General features: G+C 71.3%; 15 protein-coding genes. 9 read left to right on the top strand and 6 right to left on the bottom strand.

The window, feature by feature from the left end; all coding sequences use genetic code 11:
* Positions 1-9: 9 nt before the first annotated feature.
* Genes ABZ840_RS26825 through ABZ840_RS26810 form a run of 4 tightly spaced genes read right to left on the bottom strand, consistent with a single transcriptional unit; the run spans position 10 to position 4,918 of the window.
* A complete protein-coding gene (locus ABZ840_RS26825) occupies positions 10-2,256 on the bottom strand; it encodes an iron-containing redox enzyme family protein (protein ID WP_361562994.1) in 2,247 nt (748 codons plus the stop codon).
* Positions 2,256-3,218, bottom strand: a complete 963-nt coding sequence (locus ABZ840_RS26820; protein ID WP_361562992.1) for a 3-oxoacyl-ACP synthase — start codon at positions 3,216-3,218, stop codon at positions 2,256-2,258. Before ABZ840_RS26820 ends, ABZ840_RS26825 begins: the two co-directional genes overlap by 1 nt.
* Complete coding sequence (locus ABZ840_RS26815) at positions 3,215-4,129, bottom strand: isocitrate lyase/phosphoenolpyruvate mutase family protein (RefSeq protein ID WP_361562991.1); 915 nt, start codon at positions 4,127-4,129, stop codon at positions 3,215-3,217. Before ABZ840_RS26815 ends, ABZ840_RS26820 begins: the two co-directional genes overlap by 4 nt.
* A 3-nt stretch (positions 4,130-4,132) precedes the next feature.
* On the bottom strand, positions 4,133-4,918 hold the full coding sequence (locus tag ABZ840_RS26810; RefSeq protein ID WP_361562990.1) for an alpha/beta fold hydrolase: 786 nt from the start codon (positions 4,916-4,918) through the stop codon (positions 4,133-4,135).
* A 459-nt stretch (positions 4,919-5,377) separates the two neighbouring features.
* On the opposite strand from ABZ840_RS26810, the gene ABZ840_RS26805 reads away from it, so the two are divergent.
* Positions 5,378-6,238 carry a LuxR C-terminal-related transcriptional regulator gene (locus ABZ840_RS26805; protein WP_361562989.1) on the top strand — a complete coding sequence of 287 codons (861 nt, stop codon included), beginning with the start codon at positions 5,378-5,380 and terminating at the stop codon, positions 6,236-6,238.
* 113 nt (positions 6,239-6,351) lie between these two features.
* On the opposite strand, the gene ABZ840_RS26800 is transcribed toward ABZ840_RS26805, so the two are convergent.
* The gene (locus ABZ840_RS26800) at positions 6,352-7,314 is read right to left on the bottom strand and encodes a DMT family transporter (protein ID WP_361563143.1); all 963 of its coding nucleotides are present in this window, start codon (positions 7,312-7,314) and stop codon (positions 6,352-6,354) included.
* A gap of 303 nt (positions 7,315-7,617) precedes the next feature.
* Here ABZ840_RS26800 and ABZ840_RS26795 point away from each other — a divergent pair, with 303 nt between their 5' ends.
* From ABZ840_RS26795 to ABZ840_RS26765, 7 genes are all read left to right on the top strand, one after another.
* Positions 7,618-9,117: a DUF4192 domain-containing protein gene (locus tag ABZ840_RS26795; RefSeq protein WP_361562987.1), complete on the top strand. Its 1,500-nt coding sequence runs from the start codon at positions 7,618-7,620 to the stop codon at positions 9,115-9,117.
* Positions 9,118-9,230: 113 nt separating this feature from the next.
* Positions 9,231-11,309 carry a glycogen debranching N-terminal domain-containing protein gene (locus tag ABZ840_RS26790; protein WP_361563141.1) on the top strand — a complete coding sequence of 693 codons (2,079 nt, stop codon included), beginning with the start codon at positions 9,231-9,233 and terminating at the stop codon, positions 11,307-11,309.
* A 48-nt stretch (positions 11,310-11,357) separates the two neighbouring features.
* Positions 11,358-12,122, top strand: coding sequence for an NUDIX hydrolase (locus ABZ840_RS26785; protein WP_361562986.1), 765 nt, complete (start codon positions 11,358-11,360; stop codon positions 12,120-12,122).
* A 452-nt stretch (positions 12,123-12,574) separates the two neighbouring features.
* On the top strand, positions 12,575-14,986 hold the full coding sequence (locus ABZ840_RS26780; RefSeq protein ID WP_361562984.1) for an ATP-binding cassette domain-containing protein: 2,412 nt from the start codon (positions 12,575-12,577) through the stop codon (positions 14,984-14,986).
* A gap of 334 nt (positions 14,987-15,320) precedes the next feature.
* On the top strand, positions 15,321-16,292 hold the full coding sequence (locus ABZ840_RS26775; protein WP_361562982.1) for an FCD domain-containing protein: 972 nt from the start codon (positions 15,321-15,323) through the stop codon (positions 16,290-16,292).
* 975 nt (positions 16,293-17,267) lie between these two features.
* A complete protein-coding gene (locus ABZ840_RS26770) occupies positions 17,268-18,845 on the top strand; it encodes an RNA polymerase sigma factor (RefSeq protein ID WP_361562980.1) in 1,578 nt (525 codons plus the stop codon).
* A 137-nt stretch (positions 18,846-18,982) separates the two neighbouring features.
* Positions 18,983-19,807, top strand: a complete 825-nt coding sequence (locus ABZ840_RS26765) for a serine protease (protein WP_361562979.1) — start codon at positions 18,983-18,985, stop codon at positions 19,805-19,807.
* A gap of 260 nt (positions 19,808-20,067) precedes the next feature.
* Here the strand turns inward: ABZ840_RS26765 and ABZ840_RS26760 are convergent, their stop codons facing one another.
* Complete coding sequence (locus ABZ840_RS26760; RefSeq protein ID WP_361562978.1) at positions 20,068-20,298, bottom strand: hypothetical protein; 231 nt, start codon at positions 20,296-20,298, stop codon at positions 20,068-20,070.
* Positions 20,299-20,733: 435 nt separating this feature from the next.
* Here ABZ840_RS26760 and ABZ840_RS26755 point away from each other — a divergent pair, with 435 nt between their 5' ends.
* On the top strand, positions 20,734-22,854 hold the full coding sequence (locus ABZ840_RS26755; RefSeq protein WP_361562976.1) for a DNA topoisomerase IV subunit B: 2,121 nt from the start codon (positions 20,734-20,736) through the stop codon (positions 22,852-22,854).
* The last annotated feature ends 71 nt before the right edge of the window (positions 22,855-22,925 follow it).

Raw genomic sequence — 22,925 nt, 5'->3', positions numbered from 1 at the left:
GGCGCGGTGTCAGATGACCAGGTCGGCGTCGTCGGGCCGGGCGGCGGGCGCCGGCGGGGCCGGGACGGCCGGCCGGTCGCGGACCTGCTTGACCAGCTCGTGCTCGACGAAGTACGCGAAGGACGCGTAGCCGCGCCAGATGCGGCGCCACTCCCGCTGGACGGCCTCCTCACCGGAGGCCCGCCGCACGTCGTCGAGGTAGGAGACGATGATGTCGGCCGACTGCCGGGCGTGCCCCGCGGAGAAGTTGTCGATCGACAGGTGCGCCTCTTCGTAGCCCACGTCGAAGTTGTGGCGGCGCAGCTTCTGGATCTCGTGCAGCCGCATCTCGCCGAGCCCGAACATCTCGATGCCCAGGTTGTAGCCGAGGATCTCGTTGTACAGCGTGTCGGGGAAGAGCGACAGGCACACCTGGTGGATGGAGAACCCGTAGAGCCCGTCCGGCAGATCGCCCTGCTCCAGGAACTCCTCCTGCCGGATGTGCGGCAGGTGGATGTCCATGCTGGCCAGCACCTGGTGGATGAGGGTGATGTGGTTCTTGGCGACGTCGCCGCGGCCCATCTCGTCGGCGTAGATGGCGAACAGCATGTGGTCGCTCTGCCGGTGGTCGCGCCCGAGGTTGCCGATGCGGTGCGCCCAGCTGCCGTCGATCAGGCTGCCCAGCGCGAACGTCGACTGCCCGAAGATCACTTCGTCGCGGTCGGGTATCTCCGTCAGCGGCCGGTAGGGGTTCACCAGCTTGTCCCAGTAGATCCGCTCGACGCGCTCCATGAGCGCCTCGGGGGTGTACTCGAAGAACTCGGCGTTGGTGAGTTTTCCGCCGGCGCCGTGGGTGAAGAGCAGCTCCGCGTCGGTGAGCCCGGCCTCGGCCCGGTCCCGGGCCACCGGCAGGATGTGCGGGAACTGCTCGACGTTGACGATGCGGTGGAACAGCTCCCGGTCGTCCAGGCCGGTCGCGACCTCGGCGGCCACGGCGTCGGCCGGCTCGGCACGGCGCAGCGCCCCAGCCCACTCCGCGGCCTGCTCGTCACCCGCGGTGTTCGGCCGGAAATCGAGGTCCGCCGGCTCGCCCGCGGCGATGGAGTCCGCCCACGCCGCGAAGGTGGCGGCCTCCCGCTCGTCGAAGATGCCGAACATCGGCCCGCCGAATTTGATCGACTGCAGGAACCGGCAGGTCCCCGAGCGGCCGGGCTGCGTCTGCCGGGCCTGCCGGAACGCCTCGACGAACTCCGCGAGGTCGAGGTTGTCGTCGTCGAGCCACTCCGAGAGCCGCCGGCCGCCCATCCGGACGCTGCGGTGCTGCTTCCCCGCGAACGGCGCGTGCCGGGCCACGATCTGGGCGACCCTGGCGTCCAGGGACAGGCTGTCGTGCCACGCCGCCAGCTCGGTGAGCATGTCGGTGTGCTCCCGCTCCAGCCGCAGGACCAGCCCGATCGCGGTGAGCATCCGCCGCCGGTCCGCTTCGCCGGTGGGCGACTGCTCGGTGAACGCGAGGTACTCGGCGAGAACCGGCCGGACCGTCTCCTCCGGCAGGAACGGCTCGGTGCCCAGCAGCAGGTCGTCGACGCCCAGCGCGGACATCGCGTAGTGCAGGCCCACCACTTCCGGCAGGAAGGACGCGGGGAGCCGGGAGAGCGCGAGGGGGAACGCGGCGTGCAGGGCGGTCAGCGGGCGGGCGCCGGCCCGGTGCAGGAAGTCGACGGTCTCGATCCGGGGCAGGTGGACGCCCTGCTCGTCCAGGGCGCGGCGGCGCCGGTCGAGCTGCCCGCGCTGCGGAGTGCCCTCGCCCCGCAGGAGGAAGTACTGGCCGTGGAGGCGGTTGACGACGACGGACGGCTGGGTGGCGGCCTGGGACACGACGTCCAGCCAGCAGCCCGCGAGGAGCCCCAACGGCGCGCGCTGCCGCAGGACCAGGTCGCGGGTCTCCTCCCCGGCCTCCCGCAGCGCGGTCAGGGCCGGCACGAGGCCGGCACGCGTCCGCCCGACGTACGCGGCGATCTCCTCGGCGTCCGCGCACTCCTGCAGGGCGGGGTCGGCCTCGTCGCGGGCCCGGCCGAGGAACGCCTCCAGGACCCGCAGGGCCACGAGGAGCGTGGTCTCGCTCTCCTGGTCGCCGAGCAGCTGCTGGAAGACGCCGGCCGGCTCGCCGTCGAGTACCGCGGCGGCCTCCTCGAACGTCTTGGGGCTGAAGAGGAAGGGGGCGCGGGGCAGGGACGTGGTCAGGTCCGGAAGAGGGAATCCGGTGTGCGCGTTCATCAGAGCTCCTGGGAAGTGGTGGCTGCCGGGGCGGGGGCGGCGGGCAGCTTGCGCAGCATGACGCTCACCCGGACGCCGGGAACGCTCGCGGCCAGCAGGTAGTGGCCGTCGTCCCGCAGCTGTCCGGCCGCGCCCCGGTCCACCAGGTTGATCAGCGGGTCGGCGGCGAAGCAGTGGCCGACGCGGCTGATGTTGTCGAGGAACAACTGTTCGGCGGAGAAACCGGCCTGACGCTCCTTCATCACCACGAGCGGCTTGAAGAGGTTGAGGTGCAGCACGCCGTCGATGTCCCCCGGCTTCATGCCGGCCGCGGTGAGCACCCGCTCGTTGACCACGCGGGCGAGGTCCGAGCTGATCTCGTTCGACCAGTCCAGCGACGCCGGGTCCTGTGCGGAGGCCCCGGCGACCAGCTCGTAGCTGTCCGCACCGTGCGGCTCCGCCCCCACCACACAGGCCGCCGCACCATCGCTGAACAGGGCGAAGTTCTCCATGCGCACGGACTCGTCGGTGATCCGGTCGATGGACAGGACCAGCATCCTGCGGTGCTGTCCGGCGGCCACCAGCGCATGGGCCGTGCGCAGGCCGACCAGGAGGTTCGTACAGCGGTTGAGGGTGATGCCGGTGAAGGCCGCATCGCCGAGGCCGATACCGGTCATCACCGTCTCCACGAACCTGCCGTGGGTCCGGGGGCCGCCGGGGAACTTGGTCGAGCACACGATGAGGCCGTCGACGGTGCCGGGGTCGACCGCGGCGGCGCGCAGCGCCGCCCGGCCGCTCTCCACGGCGAGGGTCTCCAGGCTCTTCGCCGTACGCCGGACCGTGCCCCACCCCCACAGCTCCGCTTTCGGTGGCATCCCGAACTCACGGGCGCGGGAGTGGAGGTTGGCGATGGTCGTGTGGTCGGCCTCCGTCTCGCCGAGGACGTAGGAGGGGGCGGACAGGTACGCCGGTGCTGTGTTCACGGTGTGGGGTCACTTTCCGGGCCGGCCGGCTGGTCCGGCGCCATCATCGTGTTGGCCTCGGCATAGGGGACGGCGTCCGCCCCGAAGCCGAAGGTGCCGTGGTCGCGGATTTCCTGTGCGGCGCGGACGACGGCGCCGAGCGAGGCCCGGGACAGCGCCGAGCCGACGCTGATCCGCCGTACGCCCAGGTCGCCGAGTTCGGTGACGGACAGCCGCAGCGCGGGCGAGCCCATCAGGACGTTGACGGGCGCCGAGACCGAGGAACACACCGCGCGGATGGCGTCGGCGTCCGGCAGGGCCGGCGCGTAGAGCACGTCGGCTCCCGCGGCTTCGTAGGCCTGGAGGCGGCGGATGGTGTCGTCGAGGTCGGGGATGCCCTGGAAGAAGTTCTCCGCGCGGGCGGTCACCATGAAGGGGAAGTCGAGCTCCCTGGCCGCGGCGACGGCCGCGGACACCCGCTCGACGGCCTCCTCCAGCGGCCGCACCGGGTCCGCCGCACGGCCGGTGGAGTCCTCGATCGACCCGCCGACCAGGCCGACGGCGGCGGCGCGCCGAATGGTCTCGGCGACCTCTTCCGGTGTGTCGCCGAAACCGCTCTCAAGGTCGGCGGAGACCGGGAGGGTGGTCGCGGCGACGATCGCCGCCGCGTTGTCCAGGATCTCCTCGCGGCCCGGACGGCCGTCGGGCAGTCCCAGTCCGTGCGCCAGGCCGGCGCCGGTGGTGGCGAGCGCGGGGAAGCCCATTCCGGTCAGGACGTGCGCGGTGCCGGCGTCCCACGGGTTGGGGACGACGAAGGGCTGAGGGCCCTCGTGGAGCTTCCGGAACGTTTCGGCACGGCCCTGCTGGTCTGCGGTGGAGCGGTTCATGGTGCGGGTCCCCTCTGCGGTACGGGTGTCATAGGTGTCGGGCACTGCTCAGATAAGCTCAACGTGCTCATCGACAGGCGCGTTCGCGCCAGGTGCCCCACTTATGAGCGACCGCAGAAGGCCGGTGACGGCGCCGGGACTGCCGTCGAAGTAGAAGTGGCCGCCGTCGGCCCAGTGCTGGTCGACCTTGTCGCTGCTCTCGCGCTCCCAGGGGTCGAGGCCGTCCTTGGTGACATGCGGATCGTCGTAGCCGTTGATCAGGGTGACGGGGACGTGCAGCGGGGGCGCCGGCCGGTAGGCGTACTCCGCGACCATGCGGAAGTCCGACCGCAGGTTCGGGAGCAGCAGTTCCTGCAGCGCCTCGTCGGCGACGACCTCCGGCGGCAGTCCGCCGAAGAAGCCCACGGCCTCGGTGAAGGCACGCCCTTCCAGCCGCGCGGTCTCCACCACACGCTGGGTGGGCAGCAGGGAGGGGGCGGAGCAGCCGGAGGCGACCAGGTGCCGGAAGCCCGGCAGTCCTTCGATGCGCCGCGCGACCTCGAAGGCCAGTACGGCGCCGAAGCTGTGCCCGAAGAGGAGGAAGGGGCGGTCGGCGGCCGCGGCGATCGCCGCCGCGGCTCCGTCGGCGAGGTCCGGCACGGTGGTGAGGGCGGTCTCCCGGTACCGGGGCCCCCGTCCGGGCGGACAGACCGCGACCACTTCCGCGTCCTCTCCCAGGTCCTTCTGCCAGCTGAGGAAGGAACGGGGATTGCCTCCGGCGTGGGGGAAGCAGTAGACGCGGGCGGCACGCCGGGGTCCGGCTTCGTCGCACAGAAACCAGGGGGAAGAAGACACAGTGGGGAACCGATCTCTCGTACCTGACGGGGACTCAGGAAGTCGACCGGGAGCCGGCCGCATTCCAGCCGACATCGTCCAGTCTGGTGTCACCCGTGGGGGCCGCGGATACCGAGGCGTCTGCCGCGTTCACCCCGGGCACGACCATCAGAAAACTCGCTACCGCGACGAACCCGATACGAAGAGTGAAGTTCGGCCGACGGGGCGTCCGGCTGGACGAGGAAAAGTTTTCCCGCATGTTCTCTGAACCTTCCCTGCGAAGTGGTGGGGAGTCCGATCAACAAAGAGGAGAGCGCCGCCCGGCCGAAGCGAACGCATTCCGTTTGATCGCCTGCAATCAATGTCCCTTGCCTGGAGCCCGAGTTGAAGATCTAAGATGGTTCGGGTTTCCGTACTACGGGAAACTGAGGGGACTTACACGCACTAAAGGGACATGCAGACAGCATGGGGGTTAGAGGCGTGAATGACGCAAATGGTATTAACGCAGGCCAAAACGGACAGAAATCTGCGCGATTAGAGTCCGTGCCGGAAGATCCAGAAGGGACGGAAGGCACTCTGCGGCGGCTGGCCGCGCAGTTGGACGAGCTGTCGCGGCTCACGGTGGGCCGTCCGATCGACGGCATCGGCAGCGTTCCGGAGGTGCCGGCGGGGCCTCCGGAACCATTCATTTCTCATCTGGACGGGCTGGAAGCCATAGAGAAAGCCATCAACGAGGCACTCTCCGGCGCCCGAAGAGAAATCCTGACCGCACAGCCGGACGGGCCCCGGCCGGGGCCCGTTCTGGACAAGGCGCTCGATTCCGTGCGGCGACATATCGAGGCGGGTGTCGCGATGCGGACGCTCTACCAGCACACCACGCGATTCGACGAGGCGACCAAAAGGTATGTGCGGGCGGTATCCGATTACGGAGTACGGGTCCGGACGCTGGCCGAATTCTTCGACCGGTTGATCGTCATCGACGACGCGGTCGCCTTCATTTCGGCGAATGAAAGCCGTACGCATGCGATTGCCGTCCGTGAGCCGGCGGTGGTGCGTTTCCTCAAGGATACTTTCGAGCGTTCCTGGGACCGGGCGAAGGATTTTCCGTTCGTTCCGCTGCATGCGGCGAAAGCGGCCGGCGAGGTCATTCCGTCACTCCGGGAATCGATCAGCAGCCTGCTGATCGGGGGGTACTCGGACAAGCGGATCGCGCGCCGGCTGGGCATCAGCGAACGGTCGCTGCAAGGGCACATCGCGGCCATGAAGCAGGAGCTCGGGGCGCACACCCGGGTACAGCTCGGCTATCTGCTGGCACGGAACGAGACGACGATCGTCCTGTGACGTGCCCGCTCGCACGAAGAGCGGCGCGGGCCGCCGCGGGGCGGTGCACATGACGGAGGGGCCGGCCGGGAACGTTCCCCGGCCGGCCCCTCCTGTGTGCCGTTCCGTGCGCTTCAGCGCGTGCTTTCCGTCGCGGGGGCCTCGGACCCGGTCGGCTCCGGTCCGGGCGCGGCAGGCGGCTCCTGCGGTGTGCGGATGCCGCGCCTCCGGGAGACCGCGACCCCGCCGAGGCAGATGACGCCACCGAGGAGGGTGACCCAGCCGGGCACCTCCCGCAGGGCGATCCAGGAGATCAGGACCACGACGGCGGGCACCGCGTAGGTGGTCGCCCCCATCTTGCCCGCGGTCGTCCGCGACAGCGCGTACGCCCAGGTGCTGAACGCCAGGGCCGTCGGGAAGAGCCCCAGGTAGACGACGTTGAGGGTCGCCGAGAGCGGCGCCTCGGACAGCTGCGACACCAGCTGCCCGCTGAAGGGCAGGCAGCAGACCGTGCCGATGAGGCAGCCGAACGTCGTGGTCTGCATCGCCGTCGCGTGCCGCAGGGCGGGTTTCTGCGAGACCACCCCGGCGCCGTACGCCACCGCCGCCAGCAGGCAGAGCAGTACACCCAGTACGGAGGACGAGCCCTCGCCGGACGTGGAGAAGCCGACCACGACCGCGCCCACGAACGACACGCCCATGCCGAGCAGCAGCAGCGGCGGGAACCCCTCCTTGAGCAGCCAGCCGCCCAGCAGGGCGATCACCATCGGTCCGACATTGACCACCATGGAAGCCGTGCCGGCGTCGACTTTCTGCTCACCCCAGTTCAGGACCACCATGTAGACCCCGAACCAGAGGACCCCGGATCCCACAATGCCCGGCCATGCCTTACGAGGCGGTAAACCGCCCCGTTTGACCAGCAATACGCACACCAATGCGACGGAACCGGTCACGAGTCTGCCCAGTGCCAGAGCGCCAGGACTGAAGTGGTCGGCCGAGGCGCGAATGGAGACGAACGCCGAAGCCCAAAGAACAACGGTGACCGAAGCCGCGATCAGCGCACGACGATCGGTTCCGGAAACGTTTGTGGATCGCATCACGCGCACAATCTAATCACTTGTAAACAGCATGAACAGATCGCCCGGAACTCCAAGACCCCTCCAATACCCGCTGGATCGCGGCCAATTGAGGAGGGGTGCCGATGCCGCGCCCCGGCGCGTTCGCGACCGCCATCGGCAACGGAAACCGCTGCGACCTGCACGGTCGGACGTATGCCCGCCGAACACGCGCGGCAGTTGTCCGGCGCCCGCGCACCCGTGATGGTTTGTGGAAAACTTTAATCACCCTGCAGTTGTCCACAGGGGTCGCCGCGGCGCCGCGCACCGCGGGATCTTCGGCTCATGAACCCGCACATCGAGCCGGCCGACCCGGCAGACCCCCGCCCCACCGCCCCGGCCGGCCCGGAAGCCCAGGTCACGCTGCGCGGCCCCGCCGAACTCGCCGACGCCCTCCCGTACTTGCTCGGTTTCTATCCCGACGACAGCATCGTCCTCGTCGCGGTCCACGGCGAACGCGGACGCTTCGGCGGCCGCGTCCGGCTCGGCATCCCCGCGGACACCGCCCAATGGCCCTACATCGCCGACCAGCTCGCCGACAGCCTGATCACCGCCGCCCGCGAGCGCGGCACCCCGCCCGGCGGCATCATCGTCTTCCTCTGCCAGGACCCCACCGCCACCGAGACCGGCCGCGACGTACGCGACCGCCTCCACCCCCTCGCCCAGCGACTGCGCACCGCCTGCGGCAGCCGCGACGTCCCCGTCCTCGAAGCCCTCTGCCTCTCCCACGGCCGCTTCTGGTCCTACGTCTGCCCCGACGAACGCTGCTGCCCCGCCGCCGGCACCCCGCTCGCCCTGCCCGGCACCTCCGTCATGGCAGCGGCCGCCGCCTACTCCGGCGTCCAGGTACGCGGCTCGCTCAAGGACATGGAGGCCCGCCTCGCCCCGCACACCGGCGCCCGCGCGGACGACCAGGTCAAGGCCCTCGACGCCGCGGCCGCCGCCCTCGTCCCGCGCATGCTCTCCGGCCAGGACCCCGAGGCCGTACGCGACGAGACCCTCGCCCTCCTCACCCGCTCCCTCCACACCTTCCGCGGCGACCCGCCCACCGGCAGCCACCGCGCCAAGGACGCCTGCGACGACGCCCTCCTCAGCAACGGCGAGGCCGCCGAAATGATCCTCGGCCTCCAGGACCGCCCCACCCGCGACCACGTCGCCGCCTGGACGGAAGGCCCCGACGCCGCACCCGCCCTGCGCCTCTGGCGCGCCCTGGCCCGCCGCTGCCCCGACGCCTACGAAACCCACGCGGTCCCCCCGCTCACCCTGGCCGGCTGGGTCTCCTGGGAGACCGGCGACACCGCCTCCGCCCGCGTCGCCCTCTGCCGAGCCCTCACCCTCGACCCCGACTACCTCCTCGCCCAACTCCTCCACCGGGCCCTCAACGAAGGCCTCGACCCCGCCAAACTCCGCCACTGCCTACGTGCCACCCGTCGGCCCGATGCTCAATCGGCCACCGGCAACCCCACCGGCACCGGCACCGGCACCGGCACCGACACCGAGATCGACACCGGCACCGGCACGGACACCGCCATTGGGACCAACGCCGATACCCCCGTCGGCACCACCACCGAGATCACCCCCGACAACCCCGACACCGCCGATACCGACGCGACCGTCCCCCGGACGGGACGCGCGCCGGCCCGCCGCTCGCGTGCCGATCGCCGCGCCGGACACCGCATTCGCACCCGTCCCGCGGCACGCGCCCGGGCGGGGCGGCCCCACCCGCGCACCGGTCCCGCGGGAGGCCGCCGGGAGGACCGGAGCGACGACCGGAGCCCGCGATGAACACACCCGACCTGACGTTCCGGCGTGACCTGCGTATCGGCCGCGGCGTTCCCCTAGGTGGCGCGACCCGTACGGAATCCCCACCACAACAGGGAGCACCCCCCATGGCAGGCATGTTCCCCACCCCGCCGCAGACCCACCCGGCCCCCGCACGGCAACGCGCCGCGCCGCCGACCCGCCCACCCGAGCCGCAACCCGTCCACACCGCCCTGATCTGCGTGGCCCTGCCCGCCCTCGCCATCTCCTCCGGCACCAACGGCCAGCTCACCGGCAGCGGCATGGAAGGGTTCTACCGCTCCGGCAGGCGGGTCCTCGCCCGCTGCATCCTCCGAGTCGCCGGAGCCCAGCCGCTCACCGTGCAGGCCAGGACGCTCGGCGCCGACCACGCCCGCTTCACGGGCACCCTCCGCACGCCCCACGACCCCGGCCCCGACCCGGGCCTCCTCGTCGAACGCCTGCGGAACGCCGACGGCACCGAACGCATCACGCTGCACAACAACACCCCGCGGGCCCTGCGCCTCCCCGTGGAGATCACCTTCACCACCGACCTCGCCGAACTGAGCGCCGTCGCCCTCGGGCTCCCCGGACCCGACCTGCCCGCCGCCGTCCACGCCGCCGGCCTCCGCTGGACCACCGACACCGTCCACGCCACCGTCACGGCCTCCCCGCCACCGGACGACGCGCTCGCCGCCGCCGGACTGCTCCGCTGGAACCTGGACCTGCCACCCGGCGCCCCACGCACCATCGAACTCACCGTCCGCAGCGGCACCACCGGGCCGGCACACCCACCCACCAAAGGAACCGCTCTCCCCACCGCCGCCGGAACGCAGGCCACTCGACCACCCCGCCCCTGGTCCACCGCCCGCCTCCAGTGCGACGACCCCCGCGCGAGCACCCTGCTCACCACCGCACTCGACGACCTCAACGGCCTCCTGACCCGGGACCCCGCCGTACCGGCCGACACCGGACTCGCGGCCGGCATCCCCTGGCGGTGCACCCCGGCCCCGGCGGAGGCCCTGGCCGCGGCCCGCATGCTCCTCCCGCTCGGCACCCGGCTCGCCGCCAGTACCCTCCGCACCCTCGCCCGCAGCCAACACGCGGCACCAGGGCCGGATTTCGGCCGAATTCCCGGCCCCCTGCGGGACGCGGGCCCCCACTCGCCACCGAGCTGCACGGGCATCGAGGCAACGCTGCTGTTCCCCGCGGTCCTCGCCGAAGCCCGGCGATGGGGCCTGCCCACCCCCGACGTCGAACGCCTGCTGCCCGCCGCCGAACGCTGCCTCACCTGGCTGCGCGCCACATCGGCCCGCGCAGCCGGCCCCTCGGCAGGCGCCGGCTGCGTACCCGACCCGGCCCCCGCCGGCCCCTACCGCTGCGAGACCCAGGCGCACGCCCACCGCGCGGCGCTGCTCGGCGCCGACCTCCTCGACGCCTGCGACCGCCCCGGCGCCGACGAACTGCGCGAATGGGCCGCCGAACTGCGCCGCCGGTTCCGCGACCACTTCTGGATCGACGACCCCGGCGGCGGCCGCCCCGCGGCCCTGTGCGCCCCCGACGGCCGGCCGCTCACGCGCCTCGTCTCCGGTGCCGCGCACCTCCTGGACACCGGCCTGCTCGGCAGCGGGACGTACGCCCCCGGACTGCTCGACGGCGTCCGCACGGAACAGGTCGCGAAACTGCTGAACAGCCCTGTCCTCGACACCGGCTGGGGCCTGCGCGGCCTCGGCAGCAAGGAGGACGGCTACAACCCCTTCGGGCACCGCAGCGGAGCGGTCCGCGTCCACGAGACCGCCGTCGCCGCATCCGCGCTGGCCGCCGCGGGCCGGGAGACGGAGGCGGCGTCGTTGATCAGAGGGCTGTTGGACGCCTCGGAGAGCTTCGGGTACCGCCTCCCGGAGATGTACGCGGGACACCAGCGCACCGGCGACGGCGCCCCCGTACCGCATCCCACGGCCTGCCGGCCCGCCGCGGTGGCCGCGGCCGGCGCGGTGCACGCCCTGCTCGCCCCGGTGGGCATCCGCCCGGACGTCCCGGGCGGCACGCTCTCCGTACGGCCGCTCTCCGGGACGCCGCTGGGCGCCCTGCACGTCGCCGGTCTGACGGTCGCGGAGCAGCCGTTCTCCGTCCGTGTCGGCGGCCGTGGCCTGGGAATGGTGGAGGAGGCGGCAGATGGCCTGCAACTGGGGGCGTGAAGAAGTGGACCGCCTGTTTATCGTCAGGCGGACGACTATGATCGCGACATGCCTCCCTACGACCCGTCGGCCTTCCCCCCGTTCGCCGTCACCGTCGACCTGGTCGTGCTCACCGTGCGCAAACACGCGTTGTGCGCGTTGGCCGTCCGCCGCGGTGAGCCACCGTTCCAGGGACGGTGGGCCCTGCCCGGAGGATTCGTACGGGCCGACGAAGACCTGGAGACGGCGGCGACCAGGGAACTCGCCGAGGAGACCGGCCTGCAGGCGCACGGCCCGGCGGGCCCCCAGCTGGCCCCCGGCGCGCATCTCGAACAGCTCGCCACGTACGGGGACCCCAAGCGCGACCCGCGGATGCGCGTCGTCAGCGTCGCCCACCTGGTGCTCGCGCCCGACCTGCCGGCACCGCGCGCCGGCGGCGACGCGCACGGCGCCCGCTGGGCGCCCGTCGAGACGCTCCTGGAGCAGGAGAACGGCCTCGTCCGGGACGGCGACCAGGCCGCGCCGCTGGCCTTCGACCACGCGCGCATCCTCGGGGACGGCGTCGAACGGGCCCGCTCCAAGATCGAGTACTCCTCGCTCGCCACCGCGTTCTGCCCGCAGGAGTTCACGGTCGGAGAGCTGCGCCGGGTCTACGAGGCGGTCTGGGGCGTGGCCCTGGACCCCCGCAACTTCCACCGCAAGGTGACCGGCACGCCGGGCTTCCTCGTCCCGACCGGGGGGACGACGACCCGTCAGGGCGGCCGCCCGGCCCAGCTCTTCAGCGCAGGCGGCGCCACGCTGCTGAACCCCCCGATGCTCCGACCGGAGGTGTGAGCCGGGGGCGGCGCTTGGTGGCTGCTGCTCGTAGGCGCGTTGCGCCTGCTGCTCTTGGGCGTGCTGTAGCGGCTGTGCCTGCTGTGCCCGCTGTGTCTGCTGTGTGCTGTATCTGCTGTTCATGGGTGAGGGGGTGGTGGGAGGGGGCGGGGGGGGAGCCCCCCCCGGAGGGCAGCGGGACACGAGCGCCGCAATGCGCCTGGCATTGCGGGCAAATTGGACATTAAGGGTTACCGTGGCGGGGTGAGTCCTCCAGTCCCCGCAGCGCTCGCAACGTCCGCCCCCGCTTCCCCCGCCCACCCCTCCAGCCGTCCCCTCGGCCGTCCCACCGCCCGCCCCTCGGCCCCCGCCGCGATCACGGCGATCACGGTGGTCATCCCGATGACGGCCGTGACGGCGACCGCAGGGCGCGCTCCCGGCGCCGGGCAGCCGCGTACCGGGCGAGGCGCGCGATGATCCAGGCCGTCGGACTGACCAGCGAGGCCCGTCGCGGCCTGCCGCCCGCCGTGGACGACCTGACCTTCGAGGCGCCGGCCGGCCAGGTCACGGTCCTCCTCGGGGCCAGGGGAGCGGGCAAGACGACGGCGCTGCGCCTGATGCTGCGGATGGAGCGCGGACGGGGCATCACCCTCTTCCGCGGCCGCCCCCTGCACCGCCTGCCGAACCCGGCGCGGGAACTGGGCGTGCTGCTCGGCGACGTACCCGGCCACCCCACCCGCACCGCCCGGTCGCATCTGCGGATGCTCACCGCGGCGGCCGGCGTCCCGGCGGACCGCGCCGAGGACGTCCTGGAGGTCGTAGGCCTCAGCGGCCTGGCGGAGGAGCGGCTGGGCGAGTTCTCACGCGGCATGGACCGCCGCCTCGGCATGGCGGCCGCCCTGCTCGGCGACCCGCACACGCTGCTCCTCGACGAACCCGACGAAGGGGTGTCGCCCCGCGAGGCGGCGTGGCTGTACGGGCTGCTGCGGGGATTCGCCGCGCAGGGCGGCAGCGTGCTCGTCACGGCTTCGGACCCCAAGACCGCTGCCCGGCTGGGCGACCGGATCGTCACGGTCGAGGACGGCCGGCTGCTCGCCGACCAGGAGGCCGCCGACTTCACGCACACCCGGCTGCGCCCGCGCGTCAGCGTCCGGTCCCCGCACGCGGACCGGCTGGCGGCGATCCTGGTCGACGAGTGGCAGCGTGCCGACCCGGCCGTGGACCCGCGCGCCGAGCAGGCGCTGGAGGTCGTACGCGAGAGCGGCAACCGCATCGCTGTCTACGGGAGCAACTGCGCGCTGGTGGGGGACACGGCGTACCGGCACGGCATCCTCGTGCACCAGCTCGCCGACGAGATCGGCGACGCCAGGCCGACCATCCCGCTGAACCGGGCCGATGGCCGGCTGGCGGCGAGGCTGGCGACCGGCCACGTCGCGATGGTGGCCGCGGAGGCCGCCAAGGACGAGGGGGAGTACGAGAAGAGCGACGCGAGGTACGCCGGATCGCCGCACGAGCGGTCGGCGGACGACCCGCACTCGGACGCGTACGAGAACGGCCGACGGCCCGACGACGCCGAGAGCGCAGAGACGCACGCGGAGGCGTACTCAGATGCGTACGCCGAAACGCACATCACCCCGGTCGCATCTGACGAAACCGCCGAGGCGAACGCGAACCCCGGTGAGCCGGTACGGAAGGACGCGGGAGGTCACTGCGCCCTCGTCTCGGGACCCGGCGTCTCAGGGCCCAGCGTGTCGGGACCCGGCGGCACGGGAGAAGCGGAGCGGGCCGGAGGCCTCCAGGGGAGCCGGAGGCGCGTCACCACCTCCGGCCGCGTCCTCTCGGTGGCGGACCGCGCCAGCGCCAATGGCAGTGCCAACGCCAACGGCAACGACAGCGTCAACGGCAGCGAACTCACCACGACGCTCGAACTCCCCGTCATCCCCGCCGACGACGCACAAGCTCCTCGCCCCGAAAACTCAACGGGCACCCCCAACGCCCCGTCCCGCAGCCACCCCCACAACCCCGGTCCCGCCCCCGCCCCCCGTACGCCGCACCCCGCCTCCACCCCGCGCGGCAGGGTTCAGCCCTCCCGCCTCGTGCTGCCGCGGCTGCCCGCTCCGGGGCCCGCATGGCCGGTCCGGTACGAGATCCGGCGGGCGGTCAGTGACCGTACGGCGATGGGCGTCGGGCTGCTCGTACTGCTCGTGTCGCTCGTCCTGGCATGGGTGCTGGCGCGCGGCGGTGACGTGTCGGCGGCGCGTGCGCTGGCGGGGTGGCCGGACCGGTTGCCGTTCCCGCCCGCCGCGGTGGGGGCCGGTCTGATCGGCGCACTCGCCTTTGGCCAGGAGTTCCGGTACCCGGCGCTCGCGCCCGAACAGGGTTCCGTACCCCGCAGACTGCGGCTGCTGGGCGCCAAGCTGCTGATCAGTGCGGCGAGCGCGCTCGTACTGGCGGTCGCCTCGGCCTTTCTCAGCAGCGTGACCGTGGGCTACGTCTTCGGTGTGCAGGCGTTACCGCCGGTCGCCGACTGGCCGCTGCTGTCGCTCGGTTGGGCCGCGCTGCTGGTGGGGTCCGCGTGGGCCGGCCTCCTCGCGGCGGGGATCTTCCGGTCGACCGCCATGGGGCTGGCGGCGGTCCTGGCGGTGCCCGTCGCCGTGGTCCCGCTCGTCCAGGGGCTGCTGAGCGATGCGACGGCGCGCTCGGCAATCGGTTTCCCGGCGCGGGTGCAGGCCACGGCCGCGGTCCGGTGGCCGTCCCGGGTCGGTGAGCTGACCGATGCCGCCTGGCGACTGGCGGCGCAGCCGGTGGTCGGCGCGATGGGGCTGTCGCTCGCCGTCCTGCTGTGCGCATATGCCGTCACGGCCTTGCGCCGGAGGGCACGTTGAGGATGCGCGGGACGCGGAACAGCGGTAAGGGGCGGAGAAGTGACAGGCGAACCTCTCAAGTGCATCTGACGGGTGAAAATGACAGAAGAACGTGAGATGCGGAGGTCCGGGGAAGGGATCAGGGGAAGCGGGAAGGCGGCCGAGGAGGCCGGGGTCAAGGGTGTGGACGACGTGAAAGGCGAGGTGAGCGGCGGGTCGAGCGCGTAGCGGTACGTCTGAGGCGCCGACGCCATTCGAACTCCGCATCGCGTGAACTGTCCTCAGCTCCGCGTATTGCGTCTGGTTCCTTCCGATAAAGCGTCAATTGTAGGGTGATGAGCGATCACCCTTTCGTGTGCTTTTCACCAAAGCCCTCAAGGCGGTCCGGCACGTCGCCGACAAAGGATGCGTGAGTACCCTTGCGCACACCATGATGACCGCGACTCGCCCCGCCGACTCCGGCCTCACCGGCCCGGGCGAGCTCGACCGCTACCCCTACGCCGACGCCGTCGGTGGCGAGCGCACCGACCGCGTGGCTCCCGTATGGGACGGCCAAGAAAGCGAGATGGCCCGGGTCGGCCGCCGCACCGCCGGCAGCCGTGGCCGTGGCCTGCACGGCCAACTGGTCCAGCAGCTCGGCCAGATGATCGTCTCCGGCGACCTCGGCGCCGACCGTCCGCTCGTCCCGGAAGAGATCGGCCAGCGCTTCGAGGTCTCCCGGACCGTCGTCCGTGAATCGCTGCGCGTCCTGGAGGCCAAGGGCCTGGTCAGCGCGCGCCCGAACGTCGGCACCCGGGTCCGTCCGGTCAGCGACTGGAACCTCCTCGACCCCGACATCATCGAGTGGCGGGCGTACGGACCGCAGCGCGACGACCAGCGCCGGGAGCTGTGCGAGCTGCGCTGGACCATCGAGCCGCTCGCCGCCCGCCTCGCCGCGGGCCACGGCCGTGAGGACGTGCAGCAGCGCCTCGCCGACATGGTCGAGATCATGGGCCACTCCGCCGCCCAGGGGGACTCCCTGACGTTCGCCCGTGCGGACGCGGAGTTCCACTCGCTGCTCCTCCAGCTCACCAGCAACCGCATGCTGGAGCACCTCTCCGGCATCGTCTCCGCCGCCCTCCAGGTCTCCGGCGGCTCGGCCCTCGGCTGCGAGCACCCCGTCGAGACCTCCGTCGGCCAGCACATGAAGATCGTCGACGCGATCGGCGCGGGCGACGCCGCCGGTGCGGAGGTCGCGATGCGGCAGCTGCTCGCGACCGACGGCGAGACCGGAGTGCCAGGAGCGGGCGCGGTGGACCACGTGGTTCCCGCCCCTCGCGAGCACTGAACGGCGCCCGGAGTCAGTCACGTGCGATCGGACCCGGTCGTGCTCGGTCGGACCCAATCGCTTCTGAGCGGTGCCTGCGCCCGGTCGTACCGAACGGCGACGCTGCCCCAACGGGCGCGCGGCCGACCGGCGACCCGGGGCCCCTGCCCAGCAGAAACCGTACGCCGCACCGCCCTCGCCCGGTCGCTCCCGCCGGTCGACCCCACGGGACACTCCGGCCGTTCGCCTCGATCGACCGGTCGCGCCGGACGTTCGCCCGTGGCGGAGGCGCCCCGCCGCGCCCCGCTCCTGCGGCGAGGGCTGCGAGGCGCATGGTGCCGGCGCGAGGACGCAGTGGCCGGGCAACGCCGCGGTGACCGGGCAGCGCCGCAGCGCCGCCGCTACGCCGAAGCGCCGTGAGTGACCACGTACACCGCAACGCAGCACGAGGCAGGCAGCACGAGCACGCAGGCGAGCACCGCAACCAGGCTGTGCTTGCTGCGCTGCCCGTAAGAGTCGACTGCCCGTACGAGTCGATTACCCGTACGAGTCTGCTGCCCGTACGAGCCAGTGGGCCGGTCGCCGAGCCGTACGTCTCCGTGCGGCGCGGCCGCCCGCCCGGCCGTGTCGCACGCGCGGACGGCGGCGCGGCGGGACGTGCCGGCACCGGCCGACCGCCCGGCGTTCCTCTCGCTCCTCCCGGGGCCCGGGGGTCCGCCGAAGCGCCGCCTCTCGCCCTCATCTCTCCAGTACGCCCCCACATCGATAAAAATGTGACGTTATGGGGTGTGACTCGGGCCACGCGGATTGGGCGTAACGCTCTGCGGGAGAGCGCGATGACTTAAGAGGTGATAGCCGAGGAGGGAATACGGCGGCCGTTCGCGGCGCTGTTCAACTCCCTGGTTGCCCTTGCGCCGTCGGCCCACCCCCGCCGACGGTCGTCGGCTCCGGTCCACAGTGGACGGGGTCGGAAGCCGTTTCCATCGTTCCGAGAGGTTGTTCGTGTCGGCCAGCACATCCCGTACGCTCCCGCCGGAGATCGCCGAGTCCGAGTCTGTGATGGCGCTCATCGAGCGGGGAAAGGCTGATGGGCAGATCGCCGGCGATGACGTGCGTCGGGCCTTCGAGGCTGACCAGATTCCGCCAACCCAGTGGAAGAACGTTCTGCGCAGCCTCAACCAGATCCTCGACGAGGAGGGTGTGACGCTGATGGTCAGTGCCGCAGAGGCGCCCAAGCGCACCCGCAAGAGCGTCGCAGCGAAGAGTCCGGCAAAGCGCACCGCCACCAAGACCGTCGCGGCCAAGACGGCCGCGGTGAAGAAGACCACCGCGGCCGCCCCGGCCATGCCGCTGGCCTCGGCCGCGGCGGTGGACGGCCCCGGCGCCGAGGCGGACCCCGCCCCGGCGAAGAAGGCGGCGGCCAAGAAGGTCACCGCGAAGAAGGCCACGGCCAAGAAGACGGCCGCGAAGAAGACGACGGCGAAGAAGGCCGCCAAGAAGGACGCGGTCGACGAGATCCTCGAAGAGGACGGCGTCGAGGAGACCCCGGCGGCGCCGGGCAAGGGCGACGCGCCCGAGACCCCCGAGGGTGCCGAGGCCGCGGGCTTCGTGCTGTCGGACGACGACGAGGACGACGCCCCTGCGCAGCAGGTCGCCGCGGCCGGCGCCACCGCCGACCCGGTCAAGGACTACCTGAAGCAGATCGGTAAGGTCCCGCTGCTCAACGCCGAGCAGGAGGTGGAGCTCGCCAAGCGCATCGAGGCCGGTCTGTTCGCCGAGGACAAGCTGGCGAACTCCGACAAGCTGGCGCCGAAGCTGAAGCGCGAGCTGGAGATCATCGCCGAGGACGGCCGCCGCGCCAAGAACCACCTGCTGGAGGCCAACCTCCGCCTCGTGGTCTCGCTGGCCAAGCGCTACACCGGCCGCGGCATGCTGTTCCTGGACCTGATCCAGGAGGGCAACCTCGGTCTGATCCGTGCGGTCGAGAAGTTCGACTACACCAAGGGTTACAAGTTCTCCACGTACGCGACGTGGTGGATCCGCCAGGCGATCACCCGCGCCATGGCCGACCAGGCGCGTACGATCCGTATCCCTGTCCACATGGTCGAGGTCATCAACAAGCTCGCCCGTGTGCAGCGCCAGATGCTCCAGGACCTGGGCCGCGAGCCCACCCCGGAGGAGCTGGCCAAGGAACTCGACATGACCCCCGAGAAGGTCATCGAGGTCCAGAAGTACGGCCGCGAGCCCATTTCGCTGCACACGCCGCTGGGCGAGGACGGCGACAGCGAGTTCGGTGACCTCATCGAGGACTCCGAGGCCGTGGTGCCGGCCGACGCGGTCAGCTTCACTCTTCTGCAGGAACAGCTCCACTCGGTCCTTGACACGCTCTCGGAGCGTGAGGCGGGCGTCGTTTCGATGCGCTTCGGCCTCACCGACGGCCAGCCCAAGACGCTGGACGAGATCGGCAAGGTCTACGGCGTCACGCGTGAGCGTATCCGTCAGATCGAATCCAAGACGATGTCCAAGCTGCGGCACCCCTCGCGTTCGCAGGTGCTCCGCGACTACCTCGACTGACGTCGCAGGTCACAGGGCATAGGGGCCCGGCCGCTCCCGATGGGGGGTGGCCGGGCCCCCGGCGTGTCCGGGGTGCGGCGCGCGACACGCTGACTCACTCTGGGTGTACGAAAGCTCCCCCAGAGTCAGGAGTCGGTATGGGCATCCGCATCCGCGCTGTCACCACGGTCCTCGCCGCCATCGCGCCGGCCGTCGCCGTACTCGGAGTTCCGGGGCCAGCGGCCGCGGACAGTGTCATCGTGGGCGGACGGCAGGTGCAGGCTTCGTCGAGCCCGTGGGTCGTGGCACTGGCGAGCCGTGAGCGCTTCGGGGACGAGCGTTCCGGGCAGTTCTGCGGCGGTGTGCTCGTGGGCCCTTCAACGGTGCTCACCGCGGCGCACTGCATGGGCAAGGACGTGCTGGGTGCGTCGCCGGACGCCGTGCCGGACCTGCGAGTGATCGTCGGACGTACTGATCTGCGGGGCCGGGCGGGCAGGGAGATGGCGACCCGCAGCGTCTGGATCAATCCTTCGTACGACGCGACGACGAATGCCGGGGACTTCGCCGTGGTGAGGCTGCGCGGGACCGCTCCGGGGCGTGCGCTGCCGATGGCGGGCACGTACGACCGCGCGTACCGGCCGGGGACGCCGGCGGCGGTCTACGGCTGGGGTGACACGACCGGCAACGGTACGTATTCCTCGGTGCTGCGCGCGGCGCGGGTGCAGGTGATGCCGGACGCCTCCTGTCGCCGGGCGTACCCGAAGAGTGTGGACGGTACCTACGACCCTGCCTCGATGCTCTGCGCGGGCACGCAGCAGGGCGGGCACGACGCGTGCCAGGGGGACAGTGGTGGTCCGCTCGTGGCGAACGGGCGTCTGGTGGGGCTGGTGTCCTGGGGGACCGGCTGCGGCGAGGCGGGCAAGCCCGGTGTCTACACGCGGGTTTCCGCGGCCAGGCAGGCGGTGCTGGGTCAGGGCGCCTGAAGGGCGCTGAGGGCGGCCGCGTGGGCCGCCGGTGGTAGTGGGGGCGGGAGGGCGGCTGGAGAGCCGTGTAAGGGCCCGGGGTGCCCCTCGACGGGGGAGAGGCCCCGGGCCGTGCGGTGCGAGCTCCCTGGAGGAGCCGTGAACGCCGCAGGCCGTGAGGCGGACGGGCGAGTACGAGAGCGGGCGGTCTCCCCGGTGATCCGGGGGAACCGCCCGCGCACGGCTCGTGGCCGCTACTCGCTCGTCGTCGGTGCGATGTGTCAGCGTTCCTCTTCGGACGCGGACGCCGAAGTGGCGGTCAGCCGCTCCGTCTCGTCCTGTATCTCCGCGGCGATCTTCTTGAGTTCCGGCTCGAACTTGCGACCGTGGTGGGCGCAGAAGAGCAGTTCGCCGCCGGACATCAGGACGACGCGCAGGTAAGCCTGTGCGCCGCAGCGGTCGCAGCGGTCAGCGGCCGTCAGCGGGCTCGCGGGGGTCAGAACAGTAGTCACGTCGCCTCTTCTCTAGCTCGACGAGCTGTCGTACCAGGGTCAACATCCAACCAGGCCGAAAACGTTCCCGCTCGTGGCTTTTCCTCGAAAAAATTTTTCCGAGGCGGCCGGGTGCTGCCGGGTGGCGGCGAATGAGCCGTATTGCGGTGGTCTGATTCGAGGTGTCGGGTCGGGCCTTGTCCTCACCGGCTGGGTTGCCGGTCGTTGATGAGGACGTGCCCGGAGCCTAAATGGTTCATGCCTCGAAGGGAACGTGATGTTCACGTCACCCACACGTGGAATAGAACGTACGAGCGAAAATCTACTAGCATGGGCCCGCTTACGGGTGGCGTCACAACGGCTCTACCAAGGCCTCGGTACCCTCTGACCGGCGACACCGCCACACCAGGGTCCGCGGAATGCGGACCACCAGAAATTCAGCGAGGAGCGAACCGCGTGACCGCCGAGATGTCCGTGCCGTCCACCGCCGTGCTGACCGGGGCAGACCGGGACGGATCCAACTACACCGCGCGGCATCTGCTCGTCCTGGAGGGACTGGAGGCCGTCCGCAAGCGCCCCGGCATGTACATCGGATCCACCGACAGCCGGGGTCTGATGCACTGCCTGTGGGAAATCATCGACAACTCCGTCGATGAGGCGCTGGGCGGCTACTGCGACCGCATCGAGGTGATCCTGCACGACGACGGCTCCGTGGAGGTGAAGGACAACGGCCGCGGCATCCCCGTCGATGTCGAGCCCAAAACCGGCCTCAGCGGCGTCGAGGTCGTCATGACCAAGCTGCACGCCGGCGGCAAGTTCGGCGGCGGCTCGTACGCGGCCTCCGGCGGCCTGCACGGCGTCGGCGCCTCCGTGGTCAACGCGCTCTCCGCCCGCCTGGACGTCGAGGTCGACCGCAGTTCCAAGACGCACTCCATCAGCTTCCGCCGCGGCGTTCCCGGCATCTTCACGGAGTCGGGCCCCGATGCCCCCTTCGACCCCACCGGCGGGCTCGTCAAGGGCAAGCGCATCCCGAAGACCCGCACCGGCACCCGGGTGCGCTACTGGGCCGACCGCCAGATCTTCCTCAAGGACGCCAAGCTCTCCCTGGAGACGCTGCACGCCCGCGCCCGCCAGACCGCCTTCCTCGTGCCCGGCCTCACCCTCGTCGTACGGGACGAGCGCGGCATCGAGACCGAGGGGACGAGCGAGGAGACCTTCCACTACGACGGCGGCATCAGCGAATTCTGCGAGTACCTCGCCCAGGACAAGGCCGTCTGCGACGTGCTGCGCCTCTCGGGGCAGGGCACCTTCAAGGAGACGGTGCCGGTCCTGGACGACCGCGGGCACATGACGCCCACCGAGGTGACGCGCGAGCTCGGCGTGGACATCGCGCTGCGCTGGGGCACCGGGTACGACACGACCCTCAAGTCGTTCGTGAACATCATCGCCACGCCCAAGGGCGGCACCCACGTCACCGGCTTCGAACGCTCCGTGACCAAGACGGTCAATGAGGTGCTGCGCTCGGCCAAGATGCTGCGCGTCGCCGAGGACGACGTCGTCAAGGACGACGCCCTCGAAGGGCTCACGGCCGTCGTCACCGTACGGCTGGCCGAGCCGCAGTTCGAAGGCCAGACCAAGGAGGTCCTCGGTACGTCCGCGGCCAACCGCATCGTCGCCAACGTGGTGGCCAAGGAGCTGAAGGCATTCCTGACCTCCACCAAGCGCGACGCGAAGGCCCAGGCCCGCGCGGTCCTGGAGAAGGCCGTCGCGGCCGCCCGCACCCGGATCGCGGCCCGGCAGCACAAGGAGGCGCAGCGCAGGAAGACCGCGCTGGAGTCCTCCTCGCTGCCCGCCAAGCTGGCCGACTGCCGCAGCGACGACGTGGACCGCAGTGAGCTGTTCATCGTGGAGGGCGACTCGGCGCTCGGTACGGCCAAGCTCGCCCGCAACTCCGAATTCCAGGCGCTGCTGCCGATCCGCGGCAAGATCCTCAACGTTCAGAAGTCCTCGGTCTCGGACATGCTGAAGAACGCCGAATGCGGCGCGATCATCCAGGTGATAGGAGCCGGCTCGGGCCGCACCTTCGACATCGACGCGGCCCGCTACGGCAAGGTCATCTTCCTCGCCGACGCCGATGTCGACGGCGCGCACATCCGTACGCTGCTGCTCACGCTCTTCCAGCGCTACATGCGCCCGATGATCGAGCAGGGCCGGGTCTTCTCCGCCGTGCCGCCGCTGCACCGCGTGGAGCTGATCAACCCGAAGAAGGGCCAGGACAAGTACATCTACACGTACTCGGACAACGAACTGCGGCAGACGCTCCTGGAACTCCAGCGCAAGAACGTCCGTTTCAAGGACAGCATCCAGCGCTACAAGGGTCTGGGTGAGATGGACGCCGACCAGCTCGCCGAGACCACGATGGACCCCCGCCACCGCACCCTGCGCCGGATCAACATCAGCGACCTGGAGAACGCCGAGAAGGCCTTCGACCTGCTCATGGGCAACGAGGTCGCGCCGCGCAAGGAGTTCATCACCAACTCCGCCGCGTCCCTGGACCTCTCGCGCATCGACACCTGAGCACCACCGCGCCGGAAGGGCCGTCCACCTACGGGTGGACGGCCCTCCGCGCATCTCCACCCGGGTCCCAC

This window comes from Streptomyces sp. NPDC047117 (genome assembly GCF_040643545.1).
GTDB lineage: Bacteria > Actinomycetota > Actinomycetes > Streptomycetales > Streptomycetaceae > Streptomyces.
This window is presented reverse-complemented; position numbering and strand designations above follow the sequence as displayed.

Coding starts and splice junctions, on each gene's coding strand:
- ABZ840_RS26825 (WP_361562994.1), bottom strand. CDS start 2,256: ATGAACGCGCACACCGGATTCCCTCTTCCGGACCTGACCACGTCCCTG.
- ABZ840_RS26800 (WP_361563143.1), bottom strand. CDS start 7,314: ATGCGATCCACAAACGTTTCCGGAACCGATCGTCGTGCGCTGATCGCG.
- ABZ840_RS26795 (WP_361562987.1), top strand. CDS start 7,618: ATGAACCCGCACATCGAGCCGGCCGACCCGGCAGACCCCCGCCCCACC.
- ABZ840_RS26790 (WP_361563141.1), top strand. CDS start 9,231: ATGTTCCCCACCCCGCCGCAGACCCACCCGGCCCCCGCACGGCAACGC.
- ABZ840_RS26785 (WP_361562986.1), top strand. CDS start 11,358: ATGCCTCCCTACGACCCGTCGGCCTTCCCCCCGTTCGCCGTCACCGTC.
- ABZ840_RS26780 (WP_361562984.1), top strand. CDS start 12,575: ATGATCCAGGCCGTCGGACTGACCAGCGAGGCCCGTCGCGGCCTGCCG.
- ABZ840_RS26765 (WP_361562979.1), top strand. CDS start 18,983: ATGGGCATCCGCATCCGCGCTGTCACCACGGTCCTCGCCGCCATCGCG.